Annotated in this window: 13 protein-coding genes and 1 pseudogene; 8 read left to right on the top strand and 6 right to left on the bottom strand. The window is 41.4% G+C overall.

Annotation, left to right across the window (positions count from 1 at the left end; all coding sequences use genetic code 11):
- The first annotated feature begins 16 nt into the window (after nt 1–16).
- The 5 genes from flaF (at nt 17) to BWD162_RS05655 (ending at nt 9,960) form a co-directional block, all read left to right on the top strand.
- Nucleotides 17–385 carry a flagellar biosynthesis regulator FlaF gene (flaF, locus tag BWD162_RS05675; RefSeq protein ID WP_078705785.1) on the top strand — a complete coding sequence of 123 codons (369 nt, stop codon included), beginning with the start codon at nt 17–19 and terminating at the stop codon, nt 383–385.
- 11 nt (nt 386–396) lie between these two features.
- Nucleotides 397–828 carry a flagellar biosynthesis repressor FlbT gene (gene flbT, locus BWD162_RS05670; protein WP_078705784.1) on the top strand — a complete coding sequence of 144 codons (432 nt, stop codon included), beginning with the start codon at nt 397–399 and terminating at the stop codon, nt 826–828.
- Nucleotide 829: 1 nt separating this feature from the next.
- Nucleotides 830–1,306, top strand: coding sequence for a flagellar hook assembly protein FlgD (gene flgD, locus BWD162_RS05665; protein WP_078705783.1), 477 nt, complete (start codon nt 830–832; stop codon nt 1,304–1,306).
- Nucleotides 1,303–1,569 (top strand): flagellar biosynthesis protein FliQ, encoded by a 267-nt coding sequence (gene fliQ / locus BWD162_RS05660; protein WP_078705782.1) that lies wholly within the window; start codon nt 1,303–1,305, stop codon nt 1,567–1,569. The genes flgD and fliQ overlap by 4 nt, the downstream gene beginning before the upstream one ends.
- Nucleotides 1,570–3,423: 1,854 nt before the next feature.
- Nucleotides 3,424–9,960, top strand: coding sequence for a right-handed parallel beta-helix repeat-containing protein (locus BWD162_RS05655; protein ID WP_078705781.1), 6,537 nt, complete (start codon nt 3,424–3,426; stop codon nt 9,958–9,960).
- Between the two features lie 267 nt (nt 9,961–10,227).
- On the opposite strand, the gene BWD162_RS05650 is transcribed toward BWD162_RS05655, so the two are convergent.
- On the bottom strand, nt 10,228–10,575 hold the full coding sequence (locus BWD162_RS05650) for a hypothetical protein (RefSeq protein WP_078705780.1): 348 nt from the start codon (nt 10,573–10,575) through the stop codon (nt 10,228–10,230).
- Nucleotides 10,576–10,985: 410 nt separating this feature from the next.
- Between BWD162_RS05650 and BWD162_RS05645 the strand changes: the two genes are divergently transcribed.
- The 3 genes and pseudogenes from BWD162_RS05645 to BWD162_RS07695 all read left to right on the top strand — a co-directional run.
- Nucleotides 10,986–11,180 (top strand): damage-inducible protein, encoded by a 195-nt coding sequence (locus BWD162_RS05645; RefSeq protein WP_078705779.1) that lies wholly within the window; start codon nt 10,986–10,988, stop codon nt 11,178–11,180.
- A gap of 286 nt (nt 11,181–11,466) precedes the next feature.
- Nucleotides 11,467–12,171 (top strand): antA/AntB antirepressor family protein, encoded by a 705-nt coding sequence (locus BWD162_RS07700; protein ID WP_236824107.1) that lies wholly within the window; start codon nt 11,467–11,469, stop codon nt 12,169–12,171.
- 39 nt (nt 12,172–12,210) lie between these two features.
- Nucleotides 12,211–12,504, top strand: a pseudogene (locus tag BWD162_RS07695) (Rha family transcriptional regulator); the annotation flags it as partial.
- A gap of 436 nt (nt 12,505–12,940) precedes the next feature.
- Here the strand turns inward: BWD162_RS07695 and BWD162_RS05620 are convergent.
- From BWD162_RS05620 to BWD162_RS05600, 5 genes are read right to left on the bottom strand one after another with little or no spacing between them, the layout of a single operon-like run.
- Nucleotides 12,941–13,156: a hypothetical protein gene (locus BWD162_RS05620; protein ID WP_153300999.1), complete on the bottom strand. Its 216-nt coding sequence runs from the start codon at nt 13,154–13,156 to the stop codon at nt 12,941–12,943.
- Complete coding sequence (locus tag BWD162_RS05615; protein WP_078705776.1) at nt 13,157–14,344, bottom strand: N-acetylmuramidase domain-containing protein; 1,188 nt, start codon at nt 14,342–14,344, stop codon at nt 13,157–13,159.
- Complete coding sequence (locus BWD162_RS05610; RefSeq protein ID WP_078705775.1) at nt 14,341–15,657, bottom strand: contractile injection system protein, VgrG/Pvc8 family; 1,317 nt, start codon at nt 15,655–15,657, stop codon at nt 14,341–14,343. Before BWD162_RS05610 ends, BWD162_RS05615 begins: the two co-directional genes overlap by 4 nt.
- Nucleotides 15,654–15,878 (bottom strand): tail protein X, encoded by a 225-nt coding sequence (locus BWD162_RS05605; protein ID WP_078663278.1) that lies wholly within the window; start codon nt 15,876–15,878, stop codon nt 15,654–15,656. The genes BWD162_RS05610 and BWD162_RS05605 overlap by 4 nt, the downstream gene beginning before the upstream one ends.
- A complete protein-coding gene (locus tag BWD162_RS05600; protein ID WP_078663277.1) occupies nt 15,875–16,264 on the bottom strand; it encodes a phage tail protein in 390 nt (129 codons plus the stop codon). Before BWD162_RS05600 ends, BWD162_RS05605 begins: the two co-directional genes overlap by 4 nt.

The following is a 16,264-nucleotide window of genomic DNA, read 5'->3' as shown; positions in this document are numbered from 1 at the left end:
GAGGTGCAGTTATTTGATGTACCAAATGCGATATGAAGATGTCATGGAAGATGATGCGATGAGCGCACGTGAGCGTGAACGGTCTTTGTTTGATCGTTGCATTAAACTTCTTTTGGACGCAAAGGCAAAAGGTCCTGGTTCACATGAGGTTAATGAAGCAGTTCAGTTTGCTCGGAAGCTTTGGATCATTCTTATTGAAGATCTTGGACAGGCTGAAAATGCTTTACCACCAGAATTAAAGGCATCTCTTATCTCTATTGGTTTTTTTATTTTAAAGGAAATTCAGAAATTAGATGAGGGAAAAACTGCTGATTTTGATGTTCTCGTTGAGATTTCAGAATCTATCCGCGATGGTCTTTCCGCTAATCCAGAGATGTGTGAGTGAGGAGGCAGATAATGTATTTGACATTAAAGCCGAATGAAAAAATTTTTCTTAATGGTGCAGTTTTACGTGTAGATCGTAAAGTGACTTTTGAATTGCTCAATGATGCGACTTTTCTTTTAGAGGGGCATGTTTTGCAAGTTGAAGATACTGATACACCACTTAAACAACTTTATTTTTCTGCTCAACTTATGTTGATTAATCCAGGAGAAGCTGAACAGGCATCGGCAGTTTTTGTTGAATTGTTAAAAAAATTGCTTCAAACTTTTACGGATAGTGATCTTTTAGAAGGGTTGAAAGAATGTATCTATTTAACCGAGCAAAATAAGATTTTTGAAGTGTTGAAAGTTATTCGTGGTTTATTTCCAAGAGAAGCGCAGATTATGGGAAAAATGCCTTTAACAAGTGCAAACACAAGAGAAGTTAGACAAGTTAGCGAGGTGTGATATGACGTTAGGTGTGGTTGGTAGTGGTAATCTTGAAAGTTTTCTCCGCAGAGATAGTGGAAGACAAGATGTTATTGAAGCTAAGAAAGAAACAGATTTTGATACGTTTGTGAAATTGTTGGTAGCACAGATGAACAATCAAGATCCAACCAATCCTATGGATTCAACAGAATTTGTAGCACAATTAGCAAGTTTTTCAGTTGTTGAACAAACTATAAAAACAAATGATAAACTTGATCAAATACTTTCAAATGGTTCTATTAATGGAGCAGAAGGATATGTTGGAAAATATATTCAATTCGAGGATGCTGATGGTAAGGTAATTGAAGGATATGTTGAATCCGTTAATATCTATACTGATGGTATGGTTGCGACATTAGATAATAATGAAAAAGTACTTATAGGTCCGGGTATTACGGTAATGGGTAGTAAACCTGATTCAAATAATGATCAATCTCATGTTGAGGCTGAAGTATGAATGAAGCTGATGCTATTGATATGGTAACTGCTGCTATATGGACCATTTTAATTGCCAGTGGTCCAGCAGTTCTTGCTGCTATGTCTATAGGAATTTTTATTGCGTTATTTCAGGCGTTAACACAAGTGCAGGAAATGACCCTGACATTTATTCCAAAAATCATTATTATTTTTCTTGTTTTAGCGTTGACAGCTCCTTTTGTTGGAGGGCAAATTTATGCGTTCACGCAATTAGTTTATAATCGAATAGAAACGGGTTTTTAAAAATTTTAATATCATATTTTAGCAAAATGTATTGAGAAATTTTCATCAATCTTTGATTATTCGTTTTTAATAAAACTTATTATATTTTAAAATATCCATTCATTTTTTGTAATCAATAGGTTTACAGGGAAATTCTATAATTTTAAAAATACTTAAAGCAAATAGATTTTTTCAAGAAGAAATTTAGCAATTATTTCTTTAATCTTGAAAGTTTTTTTTGATTTTTGTTATAAGAAAAAGTTAATTTTAGGCTATAAAAAGCTATACATAGATTTAATTTCTTATCTCATTTGTAAAAAATATCACAGCGTTCATCTCAAGTAGATGTACGCTTTTTTAGTTTGAGTTGGCTAAAATTGTAACAAAAATCATCAGAAAGCATATTTTTCTTCCTAAACCCAAGACACGCAAATGCGTTTGGATAAATTCAAACATTGATCGGTAATTAACACGATTTTTAGTTACTAAAAAAGTAATGAAAAGAATACACGCGAAACTACATCAATCTTCTATTTAAATAATGGCATACTGTTTTATTAAGTCTGATTTTTTATTCGTTTGGAGGGTACTTGCGTGGCACGATTGAGTGGAAAAACGCGGAGAATTACATCTCGAATATTCTATCTATAGATTATTTAGTTCAAACAATAAATCGATATGAAGATCCTATGGGTGATAAGTTTCTCAGATTCAGTTTTTTGGGATTGTAGAATGTAGTCTCTTCCTTACTGGCCTAATTATGATGAGCTTTTGATTCAGAAAGAGTTTTCTAAAGGCTATATAAGTAATGCAGTACGCGAGGAATTACGATGAGGAAGGGTATTATCTCAAAATAGTATTTGTGTTGTTGCATCAGATGCGGTCTCTTATCTAAAGCGGATGATATCCAGGAGGGTTAGAATGGTTAGCAGTAATAGATTTGGTTTACATGCTGTTGTTTTTTATATCAAATAAAGTACAGTTTATTTGTGATATGGGATTTTCTATCAAGAATGCTGATGAGATATAAGAGCTAGTCATATTTAAAGAATCTGAAATATTACACCAACTTTTGTCACGAGAAGCGGTGCATATATAAGATGTTGAAGATGTCTTATTTACCGAGAAATTGTGTGGTTTGCGAAATACTTTATGCCATTACGTTTGTGATATTTGTTAAAACAGTAATTTTAGTTATTTTTTGATAGAGAGCGTGGTGTTGTGGCCTTTGTTTTTCGGTATGCTAAATTAAAGAAGTGGCCAATAGTTTTACGACAGTTTTAATTGAAATAGACGTTGTCAAAGAGTATGTAGCACTTTTTGTTAATCTTAGAAGTATCAATTTCTCGACGAAGTTTATGGTTTATATCTATAGAAGAAGCATTGGAGAAGAATAAAAATGTCAAGTTTTGATAATGTATATACGGTTGAGTAATTTCAGGAAAGTTGAAGGTTTGTTGCACAGCATTTGAGGAATGAATGGTTGATGTGAGTAAGGCAATATGAAAGTCATGTTGATACTTTATAAATGCATGCAGGTAGCTGGATTCTACCTTTTCTGAGTATGATAGTGTTTTAATCATGGAATTTTTGAACGTACGGTTTTTTTGTTTTTGTGTATGATTTATCGCGTAATTTTTAGGCGAGTTTGTTTTACGGTTTGTGTTTTATAGGTGTAGTCTTTTTGTTTTAGGCTTTGTGTTTTGGCGCATTTATTAGAGAGCCTTTTGTTAATGTTTTATGTTTTTTTGTAAGGGGGTTTAAGGGGGGGCGTTTAGGTTTGTGGTAAGCCGTTCAGGAATGATTTTGTTTTTATCTTTTTTTATGAACAGTTTGTCTCTTTTAATCGGATTGGTTTAAAGAGGATGTAGGGTTATGGTTATGCGTCGTGTCTTAAAACATCATGTTTGTTTATGTGTCCTCTCAACGGCTATTGTGGCTGGGTTGGCTCTTATTACATCTCAGAAAGTATATGCTCAAGCACAACAAAATTGTATGGGTTGGGTTGAGGATAGTCAGGTTTTAGCGAGGCATCATGATAAGAGGGAGGGGAAGATTGTGTGTGATAGTGGGATTAAGACAAGGACGCTGACTGGTGTGAGAACAATAGATATGAGTGACCCTAATGAGGGTGATGATGAGGCTATAAAGATAATAGGGCCGAATACAGATATTACGATAGGAGATGATAAGCTGACGGTTAAAAATGGTGATAGGAGTGATAAATCGGCGATTAGGGTGGAACAGGGGGCGAGGCTGACGTTGAAGGAGAATGTTAGTATTACAAATGTGCAGAAGGTAATGGAGGTTGATGGTTCAGGGTCTGTGATTACGGTAAATGGGGGGACATTTGGGTTGAAGGATGCGATTGGAGCAAGGAATGGGGAGGGGAGGGTTATGATTGAGGTGAAGAATGAGGGGAGGATTGTTTTTGATAAAAGGGTGGGGAGTAATGGGGGGAGTCTGATTATTAGTGGGGGTGTGGGAGCTACGACTAAGGTAACGGGGATAGAGGTGAGTGAAACAGGGGGAGAGGTGGAGATGAGGAAGGGAACGACAGTTAATTTTGAGAGGGTGACAGAAGCGATAAAGATTAAGGGTAGTGCAGAAGCTACTGTAAGTGGAGGGGGTACTATAAATGTTACGGGAAGTGGGGGTGGGAGTACGGTGGTGAAGATGGAGGGCTCGGGGAAGGCTGATGTGATGAATCTGACTATTAAGGGGAGTGAGGGAACGACAGTAACAGGGGCTGAGGTATCAAGTGGGACGTTGATGATGAATATGGTGAAGTTGATGCAGGTCACAACAGGGGCAAAGGTAACAGAGGGTGGGACGCTGAAGGTGCTTGAGGGGACGATTACGGGAGGGGGTGGAAATCAGGGTACGGGGGTGGATAGCTCGGGGACAGTCACGTTGACCAGTGTGAAGATTTCGGAATTTGCAAAAGGGGTGGAGGCGATAAAGGGGCAGTTGGTGATAAATGGTACGTCGACGATTACGGTTACAAATGATGGGACGGGGGTGAAGGTGGGGGATCAAGTGACGAGTGCGAAGTTGACAGATGTGACGATTAAGGGAACTGGGGGAGCTGTGAGTACGGGTACGGGGGTGAAGATGGAGAGTTCGGAGACAGTCACGTTGACCAATGTGAATATTTCAAATTTCAAAACAGGGGTGGAGGCGATAAAGGGGCAGTTGGTGATAAATGGTACGTCGACGATTACGGTTACGGAGAATGGGACGGGGGTGAAGGTGTCGGGAAGTGCGACGGCTGATTTGACAAGGGTGGGGATTACGGTTACGGGGATGTATGGGACGGGGCTTAATATAACAGGAGGGAGTGCTACTATGACGGGGGGATCAATTACGGGAAGTGGGGGAGCTGTGAGTACGGGTACGGGGGTGAAGATGGATAGCTCGGGGACAGTCACGTTGAATACGGTGAATGTTTCAAATTTCAAAACAGGGGTGCAGGTGACAAAGGGGATACTGAAGGTAACAGAAGGGTCGATTGAAGGGAAGACCTATGGGGTGAAGGTGGATGGGAGTGGGAGGTTGGAGATGAATGGGGGGACGATTGAGGGAGAGAATGGGACGGGGGTGTGGATGGAGGGGGGTGGGACGGCTAAATTGACAGGGGTGACGGTTACGGGAGGGAGTCAGGGGGTGAGGGTGCAGGAGAGTGGGACGTTGGTGATGACAGAGGGGTCGATTGAGTTTAAGGGGGATTATGGGGTGCATGTGAGGGATAATGCGACGGCTAAATTGACAGAGGTGAAGATTACGGGAAGTGGAACGGGGGTGGAGATGAGGAGCTCGGGGACGATGACGTTGACCAGTGTCAATATTTCACAGGTACAAACGGGGGTGGATGCGGTGGCAGGGCAGTTGGTGATGAATATGGGGACGGTTGAGTTTACGGGGAATGGGTATGGGGTGAAGGTGTCGGGGACGGCGACAAGTGCTGAGTTGACAATGGTGACGATTAAAGGAAGTGGAAGTAGTCAGGGTACGGGTAAGGGGGTATATGCGGAGGGGAAAAAGGTGACGATGAGCAGTGTGGATATTTCAAATGTACGATTGGGGGTAGAGATGAAGGCAGGGGATCTGACGATCACAGGGGGGTCGATAAAAGGGGTGAAGTGGGGGATAAATATGGAGGGGGGTAAGAAATTGGTGATAAAGGAGGGGACGACAATTAGTTTTACGGATGGATATGGGGTGAAGATACAAAATAATGTGACGGCTGAGTTGATGGGGACGGTGATTACGGGAAATGGGGGTGGTACGGGGGTAACTGCGGAGGGGACGGGAAATGTGACGATGACTAGTGTGAATATTTCACAGGTACAAGTGGGGGTAAAGGTGACAGGGAATGGGGCGTTGACGATAATAGGAGGGTGGATAAGAGAGGTGCAAACGGGGATAGATATGGAAAAGGGGACGTTGGTGGTGAAGGATGGGACGAGGATTGAGTTTACGGGGACACATGGGGTGAAGGTGGGAACAGCGGTGACAAGTGCTACTTTGACAGGGGTGATGATTAGGGGAGATGGAAAGGGTATGGGGGTGTATGCGGGGGCAGGGAATCTGACAGTGAAGGGAGGGTCGATAACAAATGTGCTAACGGGGATAGATATGTCTGGAAGTGGGACGTTGACGGTGAGTGGGACAGAGATTCAGTTTAAGGATGGGCACGGGGTGAAGGTGGGAACAGCGGTGCAGAGTACTCAGTTGACAGGGGTGACGATTAGGGGAAATGATGGAAAAGGTACGGGTACGGGGGTACATGCAGAGGGGGGGAATCTGACAGTGAAGGGAGGGTCGATAACAAATGTGCAAATGGGGATAGATATGGCGGGAAGTGGGACGTTGACGGTGGAGGATGGGACGAGGATTGAGTTTAAGGGGACGCATGGGGTGAAGGTGGGAGGATCGGTGCAGAGTACTCAGTTGACAGGGGTGACGATTAGGGGAAATGATGGAAAAGGTACGGGTACGGGGGTACATGCAGAGGGGGGGAATCTGACAGTGAAGGGAGGGTCGATAACAAATGTGCTAACGGGGATAGATATGGCGGGGAAGGGGACGTTGACGGTGGAGGATGGGACGAGGATTGAGTTTAAGGGGACGCATGGGATAGGCGTGTGGGGGGATGTGACGGTTAGTTTGACAGGGGTGACGATTAGGGGAGATGATGGAAAAGGTACGGGGGTAGAAGTGAAGGCAGGGGATCTGACGGTGACAGGAGGGGAGATAACAAATGTACAAATGGGGATAGATATGTCTGGAAGTGGGGAGTTGAAGGTGGAGGATGGGACGAGGATTGAGTTTAAGGGGACGCATGGGGTGAAGGTGGGAGGATCGGTGACGAGTACTCAGTTGACAAGGGTGACGATTGTGGGAGAAGGAAAGGGTACGGGGGTGTATGCGGGGGGCAAAACGATGATGATGGAGGATGTACGTATTTCAGGGGTTGAGAAGGGGGTATATGTGATGAGGGGAGAGGTGACGATGGATAAGGTGGATATTTCAGGGGTGCAAACGGGGATAGAGGTGGAAAGTGGGACGTTAGAGGTGCTTGGGGAGAGTGGAAATTCGACAATTAATTTTACGGGGGACTATGGGGTGAAGGTGGGAGCATCGGTGACAAGTGCTGAGTTGACAAAGGTGACGATTAAGGGAGGTGATCAGGGAAAGGGTACGGGGATATATGCGGAGGGGAAAAAGGTGACGATGACGTTGGATAAGGTGGGTATTTCAGGGGTCGTAATGGGGGTGAATATGTTAGAGGGTGAGATGTTAGAGATAAAGGGGAGCTCGACAATTAGTTTTAAGGCGGGGTATGGGGTGAGAGTGGGCGGATCGGTGAAGAGTGCTCGTTTGATGGGGACGCAGATTACGGGAGATGGAAGTGGGTACGGGGTGTGGGCGATGGGGAAAATGATGACGATGGATAAGGTGAATATTTCAAATGTACAAATGGGGGTGGAGGTGAAGGCAGGGAATCTGACAATCACAGGAGGGTCGATAAAAGAGGTGCAAACGGGGATAGCTATGTTAGGGAATGGGATGCTCAAGGTGGAGGATAATACGACAATTAGTTTTACGCGGGGGTATGGGGTGTATGTGAGGGGATCGGTAAAGAGTGCTGAGTTGACGGGGACGGTGATTACGGGAGGGAAAGCAGGGTACGGGGTATATGCGGGGGGGGAAGGAAGGGTGACGGTGAAGGGAGGGTCGATAAAAGGGGTTTGGAAGGGGGTGGAGGTGTTGGCAGGGGATCTGACGGTGAAGGGTGGGACGACAATTCACTTTATGGGGGATGGGTATGGGGTGAAGGTGGGGAAATTGGTGAAGAGTACTGAGTTGACAGAGGTAACGATTACAGGAGGGAGAAGTGGTATGGGGGTATGGATGGAGGGGGAAAAGATGACGATGACCAATGTGGATATTTCACAGGTTGGTATGGGGGTATATGCGGAGGGGAAAAAGGTGATGGTTAGTGGGGGAACGATAAAAGAGGTGGAGAAGGGGATCGTTATGATAGGGGATGGGATGTTGATGGTGAAAGATAGGACGAAGATTGAGTTTAAGGGGGATGGGACTGGGGCTGGAGTATATATGGAGGGATCGGTGAATGCTCGTTTGACAGGGACGCAGATTATAGGAGAGAAAAAGCAGGGTAAGGGGGTGATGATGGAGGAGGGGAAGGTGATGTTGGAGAATGTACATATTTCAGAGGTTGGAACGGGGGTAGAGGTGATGAGGGGAGAGGCATGGTTGAAAGAGACGCATTTGGGAAATGTTGCAAAAGGGATGAATATCGAAAACGGGGATGTGTTTATGGAAGGTGGGGAGATGAGCTTTGATGGAGATTACGGGATCAATCTTGCAAGGGGGAATGCTGCTTTAAGGGGTGTTAATATGACTTATACGGGCAGTGATAAGACTGCTAACTTCATCAATGTTGAAGGGGGAACAGTTTTGGCAGAAAATGTAACAATCACAGGAAATGACAAGGGGCAGGGCTTAAAGGTCATAAAGGGGGGAGCAGTGTGGTTGAAAAATACAACCTTTACCAATGTCAAAAATGGTATGACTGTTGAGGGAAGGAGTACCATACGTATGGAAAAAGGAGGCATTACTTTTAAAGAAGGGCACGGCATTTATCTCAGTGGGGGACAGGCTTTGTTAAGTAGTTTCAATATTACAGGACAAGGTCGTAAGAGTATAGGGATGGGGGTGAGTAACTCAGGAGAAGTAATGATGAGGGGGGTGGAGATTTCAAAGGTTGGAATGGGAATACGGATGACAAGTGGGAATCTGGTGATGAACCGGGGATCTATTGCTTTTAATGGAGACTACGGTATCAATCTTGTTCTAGGGCATGCCCTGTTAAATGAGCTCACCATTACAGGATCTGGTATTAGTAACACTGGAACGGGGGTAGAAGTGGGGTATGGAGGAAAAGTAATAATGAAGGGGGTGAATGTTTCAGGGGTAGCAATGGGGGTACAAGTGACAACAAGTAGTGGAGCGGCGTGGTTGAAAGAGACATACTTTACCGATGTCAAAAATGGTATAATTGTTACAGAGGGGAATGTGATTATGGACAAAGGAGGTATTGCTTTTAAAGGAGATTACGGGATCAATCTTGCAAAGGGTAATGTTGTTTTAAAGAGCGTCAATATGACTTATGCGGGCAGTGATAAGACTGCTAACTTCATGAGGGTCGAAGGGGGAACAGTTTTGGCAGAAAATGTAACAATTTCCACTTCAGGAAATGTAAGTAAAGGGCTGGGCTTAAAGGTCATAAAGGACGGAAAGGTTGTCTTGAAAAATACAACCTTTACCAATGTCAAAAATGGTATGACTGTTACAGAGGGGGTTGTGCGTATGGAAGGTGGGGAGATAAGCTTTGATGGAAAGCACGGCATCGATCTTATCCAGGGTCAGGTTGCTTTAATGGTGGTCAAAATGACTTATCAAGGAAATAGTCCTACGGCTGACTTCATCAAAATTACCGGAGAGGATACTACTACAAATGCTGTGGAAACGATCCTTTCTAAAAAGAAGGCCGCAGTCGTTGCAGCAAATCTAACAATCAACGGAAATGGTCATGGGCAGGGCTTGCATGTAATAAGGGGTGGACGGGTTGTATTGATGAAGCCAACTTATACTGATGTTTACAATGGGATGACCATTAAAGAGGGTGCTGTACAGGTACTGGGTGGGGAGATGACTTTTAAAGGAGAGCATGCTGTCTATCTTAATCGGGGCCATGCTTTGTTAACTAATGTCGCTATGAAGTATACAGGAGATAATGACAAGAGTACTTTCTTAAAGGTCGAGGCAAAAGGAAATGCTCTAAATACAGCTTTAAGTGAAGTCTATAGTTATAGAAGGTAGCAGGCTTTTTTTATAAACAACAAGAAATTCTACACTATATCGTTAAAAACAACTAAACTAATATTGTATACATGATTAATTACGTGCCAGAAAATGATCATTATTCTATATTACCGAGTGCTAGGATTTAACTATAATCCGTGAAGCTACATTTGTATTTTTTATTATGTTGATAACAAAACGTTACATCAACGATTAAAAAAATATTCACAAACCTATTTTAACGTTATGAACGATGATTTGACTTTGCCAACTCTATCCTGATTGTTAGTTATCTCTCTCTATTTCTGTTGCTTTATAGAATCCTTCTTGTTCTATTATTGCACTTTGCTGAGTTGATTGTTTTTTTTGCTCTTTATGTTTTTCTAAAGAGAAAACACGATCAATTTCTGTAACAAGTTCTGTCGTTTTCTGACAGATAAGCTCATTAATATACGCCATCATATCGGAGATGTTTGCAGAAAGAGGATAATGAGGCATAGGTTCGATAATAGGAATAGGTTTCACCATTTTCTGTATTGGTTTCAATCCACCTTTAGAGGTTTCCATTGTTTCTATCGTTGTTGATGCCAACGTTATAGAATGCATAGTAGGAGCAATAGTCTCTGGCTTCATAATTGTATTCCCTCATTATTTATAAAATATATCATAGATATGATATTTGTGAGATTATTATTGTAATCTTTTCATAAAAATCGTCCTTCAAATTAATAGATTTTTTTCATGAAATCAAGTATTTAAGAATTTCACTTTGGATTCGATCAGAAATTTATATTTTTGACAGTTTTTAGAGATAGAGAATTATATAGCTTTAATAAACGGGAAAAGAAGACGCATAAATTAAAATCATTAAATCAAAATGGCTGGGGAACCTGAATTCGAATCGTGAATTTATATCATATAACATATTGTTTTATTGATATTTTTTTAAGGTTAGGGATAAAATAATCAGGTTAGGGAATAGGATTTTTACATAGACTTTGTTTGTCATATATTGTACTACTCAATGAGTAGGAGATTTCATAATGAGAAGGATCCAATCTCATATTCCTGATGAACTTCGTAAAGTTTCTAAGAATCAAGCGTTATCACTTGATTTATTCCAACCTAATTCGGAAACATTACAAGCTATTGAGGATACCGAAATGGGACGTGTTGAACGTACATCCTTAAATGGTTTACGTGCTATGATCCGCAAGGATAAAGCTGATTTACAATAGGAATTTTACTTATTGACAAAATCACGGAAGTATTTATATATGCGATCAGGTGCTTAAGAAACACTGAATCGATAGCGGATTGGTTACCGAAATAATCAGTTCTCCGCGTTTTAAAGACTTTGACTCATTGTATACGTATGGCATATAGTGATTTGTCGGGTGTAGTTATGCTATACAATACCCTTTATGGGGAAAGCATAACGACGGACTATCGACCGTGTTTCTTAACACCCGGCGCTCTTTTTTTGAGTGTCATTAAGAAACCTTTAATCGGTAGGAGTTCATCATGAACGATTTAATAAACAACACACAAACCACGTTGACAATGTCTAGTCGTGAAATTGCAAAATTGTGCGGTAAAAGGCATGACCATGTTATGCGTGATATCAAGAAAATGCTTGAAGAATTATACTCTGAAAGAGGTCTCCCCAAATTTGGGGGCACCTATTTAGACAAGCAAAAAAAGACGCAAAACTGCTACAACCTTCCTAAACGTGAATGCCTTATTTTAATCTCAGGTTATAGTACAGTGTTACGTGCTTTTTTGGAAGTTGGTCATGATTTCACAAACTGGATCAAAGGCCATATTACCAAGTATAGTTTTGTAGAAAACCAGGATTATATAGTTTTCCCCAATTTTGGGGAAAACCTCCAAAGTGGCTGTTCTTCTAAGGATTATGCTCTCACCTTAAGTGTAGCAAAAGAGCTATCTATGGTTAAGAATAATAAAAAAGTAGTAGTGAATTTTTTGTTTGACAAAATCACGGAAGCATTTATATATGCGAATCAGGTGCTTCAAAAACATCTTAAGCAAACAGCGGATAGATTGCCGACACAATCTTTTCTCTGCACATTAAAGGCTTTGACTCATTATATGCGTGTGGCGTATAGTGATCTTGTCGGGTGTAGTTATGCGATACAAGACCCTCATTGGGAAAAGCATAACGACGGACTGTTTGCCGTGTTTTTGAGCACCCGGCACTCTTTTTGAGTGTCAATCAAAAACGTTTGTTACAAACAGGAGTTCATTATGAACAATTTAGTAAAAAACACACAAACTACACTGACAATATCCAGTCGTGAAATTGCAAAATTGTGCGGTAAAAGGCATGACCATGTTATGCGTGATATCAAGAAAATGCTTGAAGAACTTAACGCCCCCAAATTTGGGGTGGTTAATTTTGTCGGTAATTACTTTGATAAAAAAGGGGAAAGCCGCCCTTGCTACAACCTTCCTAAACGTGAATGCCTTATTTTAATCTCAGGTTATAGTACAGTGTTACGTGCTAAGATTATTGATCGTTGGATGGAACTTGAAGGTCAATTACAACTCGATCATGATCGTAATACTCAATTTGATTTACAAAACTATTATTTAGAAAGTATGGGGCCTGGTGAAAAGGCTTGGTATATTTTAGGTCCCGTCCAAGCGCGTCTTGTTGAGGCTTTTAAATTAGTAGAAGAAGGAAAGCATTATAAAACACTTGTTGAAGAAGCTAAACGTGTTTTAGAAGATCCTGTTGCAAAAGCCGCTTAATTTAAAGGAATATAATCATACCTTTCCCCTGTAAAATGGGGAAAGGATCAGTTTTATTTTGTATCAGGAACGGCTTGAACTTGTGTCAACATGCTTCCATCCACATAGATGTCTTCCATGCTGATTATGTTTTAAAATGTTTCGTGCTAAGTTTGGACTGATCGTATTGAGATCTTGTCTGTCTAAATAAATAGGCAACCATCCAAGACAAGAGGAAGCATGTTTATTTGTCGCGCAGCCAGTCAGAAAGAGCAGCACGTACATCATCATTACGTTTCTTGTTAATCTCATCTTCTATTTTTAACCTTGTTTTTGCTGCCTTTAAAGCTTCCTCAGTCTGTTTGTGCTGTTCAACTTTCTTTCCAATCTGACAAACATTCATCAAAATCTCGAAAAGAGCAGCAGATGCATCAAGTATAATCGTAAGGTATTTTTGCACTTAGATAGCTCTGCCTTTCTTGTAAGTTTTTAGATAAGTTCTTTTGACACGATCTGAGACGAGAACAATAATCAATCCTATAAAAATAGCAGCTATCCACCAATGATCTGAGATTGCTTTACCAATATGAACAAGTGGCTCTACAAGAGCACTCATTTTTCCTATAGAGAGTTTAAGACTATCAAATGCTCCCATTTGTTCTGCTCCCATGAGAGCTGAAGTGGCAGCAAGACCATAACCCGCCGTTTGAGTTTTATCTGCATCTTTAATAATGTTTGTACCCTTTTTTCTCAAATCGGCCATGCTTACACCAGAACGGCGAGGACTAATCATTGGCGTGGCTATATCAAGCGCTTCTTGAGTTTTTGCACCAACAACACCATCAACCTCTAAATTATGATCAGCTTGAAAAGAAAAGATTGCACTGCGTGTATCTGGTCCATAATCACTATCAATGGCAACAGGATAACCAAGATCATTGAGACGTTTTTGTAATCCTTCAACACGGTAGCCTTTACACCCTAGTCGTAAACTATTGGCACGAACTGAATTACTAACCTCTGCTGATTTTTTTGAGAGATCACAATAAGCATTGCGCATGCGTCGGCCATATTCTTTAACCATACCACTGCCATTGTAAACGCGTGCAATGGCATCAAAATCTTTGTCTCGTAAACTTGAAACAAGACCACGAACTTTAAAAAAGGAAAACATCGCTCTTATTTGTTCATCTTCACACGAACACATGCTGGTGACAAAATCTTGAACACTATTCCAACCAAGGATACCATAGTTATTTCCCATAATTTGACCAGCACCATAAGAAGCAGATTTTAAGGCAGCTTCTTCATCAATGGTCATAGCTGCAATGAGCAACTTTAAAGCTTGAGTGTTTGTTTTTTGTTCTTTATATCCTCCATCTTTAGGGCTGATCCACTTCTCTCTCGCAAGATCTTCTGTAATAGCTTGTTTACGCTTATGAGGAGGTAAATTCTTATAAAACTGATGTTTTTCAAAAAGGACTTTTACACGCTGTTCATCATCAAAACCTTTACCATCTGACTCCACAGAAATAATCGCAGCAACGACAGCTTCTTCACACCCAATCTCTTGTGCTAAGGATTTAACCAGACCTTGTGTACGTGCCTTACAGTCACCACTGAGTAATTTCTGTACAATCTCTGTCATGTATCTTCCCCTTCCATATGAATAACACCTTCACCTTCATCATAAGCATGAGGCGGGGCGTTATCATCTATTGTGTCATCTTTATCAGGTGTGGTGTTTATGACATTTTGCGCTGTATTTTCTTGTGCTTCATTAAACAGTTCACACTCGATACTTGTTGTATAACCGCCCGCTGTATCCAACCGATGTTTGACACTTTTAATGCGCCATTGCTCTGGAATGTAAGGACGGAAAGGTGGTGCTTGAATAAGCTTCATTTCAGTTTGAATGAACGGATCTCCACCCATATCACACGAAAATGTCGCTTTACCCCGTGATGATTTATTACGATAAGCAGCAATAGCAGCAACGGCTTCTGATTGATTGTGGTAGGTATATTTTAATTCATGAAAAGGCGCTTGACCGGTTTTGACCTCTTTCTTTTCACCACTGCGTAAATCATGATAGGTTGCTATCACACCTCCTTTCTTTTCTTCCTCTTGCTTTTCAACTTTGTCTTGCTTTTTAAGTGTTTTTTCTGAACGAGCTAATGAACGCAAAGGGGATTCATCCATATGAATGGATGTTTCTTCATCATACTCTTCAATGGTCTCTGGGTTTTGTGCTGCTGATGCAGCTTTTTGATCATCCCCTTCACCCGATGTTAAGCCCTGGGCCTCACCTGCTTCATCGCGTGCATTATATTTAAAATCCCAAGAGCTACACATCCTTTCATGAATAGTGACCACAGGGAGCATCTCTCCAGTAATAGCCTTGCCTTCACCACGTTTGGCCAGAACAAGTCTGTTATCCATAGATTTTGTTACAGCGTCATATTCTGCAGCAAGACGTGATGCAAAAGCCATGTCGCTTTCACCGGTTTGATCAATGTGACGCACGACAATTTTTGCAAGAGAAGGATCAACCTCGGGAATATAGCCATTGCGCGTTGCTATCTCTTGAATAATCTTGCCCAAGGTTATCTGATGATAAGATTGACTTTTGGGAGTTCGGTAAGACGTGCTCATAGAAGCTGCACGCCCTGTCACACTTAAACTTTGTGGTGGACTGCTGACAGATATTTCATCAATCAGATAGGATCCCATGTCACGTGCTTTACCATTTTCATAACCAAGCGTTATGGAAATAACTGTTCCAATTAAAGGGATCTCTAAAAAACCATTATCACTGATGCGCGCACGATCATCGAGCTCTATGGTGATCCGATCACTTTTGTCTTCTGCTTCATCGGTTATTTCAATGGATAGAACATAATCCATTAAAGCTTTTGTGACATCCTCACCATTAGACATCACCCTGCAGAAAGGTTTCATTGTTTGCTGCCCCAGAGCCTAATGACGGGTGTTGCTTGAGGATGAGGAAGGGAAGGTAAAATAATTGTGATCCCCGCTTTTAAAATGGGTCCAAGATCTGCTAGTCTGTGGTTGGTTGCATAAACACGCTCAACAGCCAGTGCTTGCTGACCCTTTGGATAGTGTCTCCAGCAAATGGCATCAACCATATCGCCATCTTTGGTAACGTAAATATCACTCACCACATGCCCCCATCTCCACCATATTCTCTTAGTTGCAATGTGAATTCTTGCTTGCGTGGATCACCGTTTTTATGAAAAAAGCTCTGTTTTTCATCTAGGGAAAGAATAACAAATTTACCGAAAATTTTGCCTTTTCCACTTACCAACAAATGTGGCCCTACATGCGCCATGCTCCGCAATCTATCCAATTGACCGTAACTACCCTTAAAATTCGGATAAATCACGCCTGATAAAGAATATTCGGCATTAGCAATGGCCGGCAACTGAAACGCTGCTTTACTTCCCAGACGTCCTTGCTCTACCCATGGAACATCATAAGTCATCTCAAGTTCTTGATAGGCAGCTGTGTTAACGGAAAAAATAAAATCCCCCAATGCTAACATCAT

The organism is Bartonella sp. WD16.2, from assembly GCF_002022505.1.
In the GTDB taxonomy this organism is placed as follows: Bacteria; Pseudomonadota; Alphaproteobacteria; order Rhizobiales; family Rhizobiaceae; genus Bartonella.
This window is presented reverse-complemented; position numbering and strand designations above follow the sequence as displayed.

Excerpts from the sequence above, each read along its gene's own strand:
- flaF (WP_078705785.1), top strand. The coding sequence starts at position 17 with ATGTACCAAATGCGATATGAAGATGTCATGGAAGATGATGCGATGAGC.
- flbT (WP_078705784.1), top strand. The coding sequence starts at position 397 with ATGTATTTGACATTAAAGCCGAATGAAAAAATTTTTCTTAATGGTGCA.
- flgD (WP_078705783.1), top strand. The coding sequence starts at position 830 with ATGACGTTAGGTGTGGTTGGTAGTGGTAATCTTGAAAGTTTTCTCCGC.
- fliQ (WP_078705782.1), top strand. The coding sequence starts at position 1,303 with ATGAATGAAGCTGATGCTATTGATATGGTAACTGCTGCTATATGGACC.
- BWD162_RS05655 (WP_078705781.1), top strand. The coding sequence starts at position 3,424 with ATGGTTATGCGTCGTGTCTTAAAACATCATGTTTGTTTATGTGTCCTC.
- BWD162_RS05650 (WP_078705780.1), bottom strand. The coding sequence starts at position 10,575 with ATGAAGCCAGAGACTATTGCTCCTACTATGCATTCTATAACGTTGGCA.
- BWD162_RS05645 (WP_078705779.1), top strand. The coding sequence starts at position 10,986 with ATGAGAAGGATCCAATCTCATATTCCTGATGAACTTCGTAAAGTTTCT.
- BWD162_RS07700 (WP_236824107.1), top strand. The coding sequence starts at position 11,467 with ATGAACGATTTAATAAACAACACACAAACCACGTTGACAATGTCTAGT.
- BWD162_RS05615 (WP_078705776.1), bottom strand. The coding sequence starts at position 14,344 with ATGACAGAGATTGTACAGAAATTACTCAGTGGTGACTGTAAGGCACGT.
- BWD162_RS05610 (WP_078705775.1), bottom strand. The coding sequence starts at position 15,657 with ATGAAACCTTTCTGCAGGGTGATGTCTAATGGTGAGGATGTCACAAAA.
- BWD162_RS05600 (WP_078663277.1), bottom strand. The coding sequence starts at position 16,264 with ATGATGTTAGCATTGGGGGATTTTATTTTTTCCGTTAACACAGCTGCC.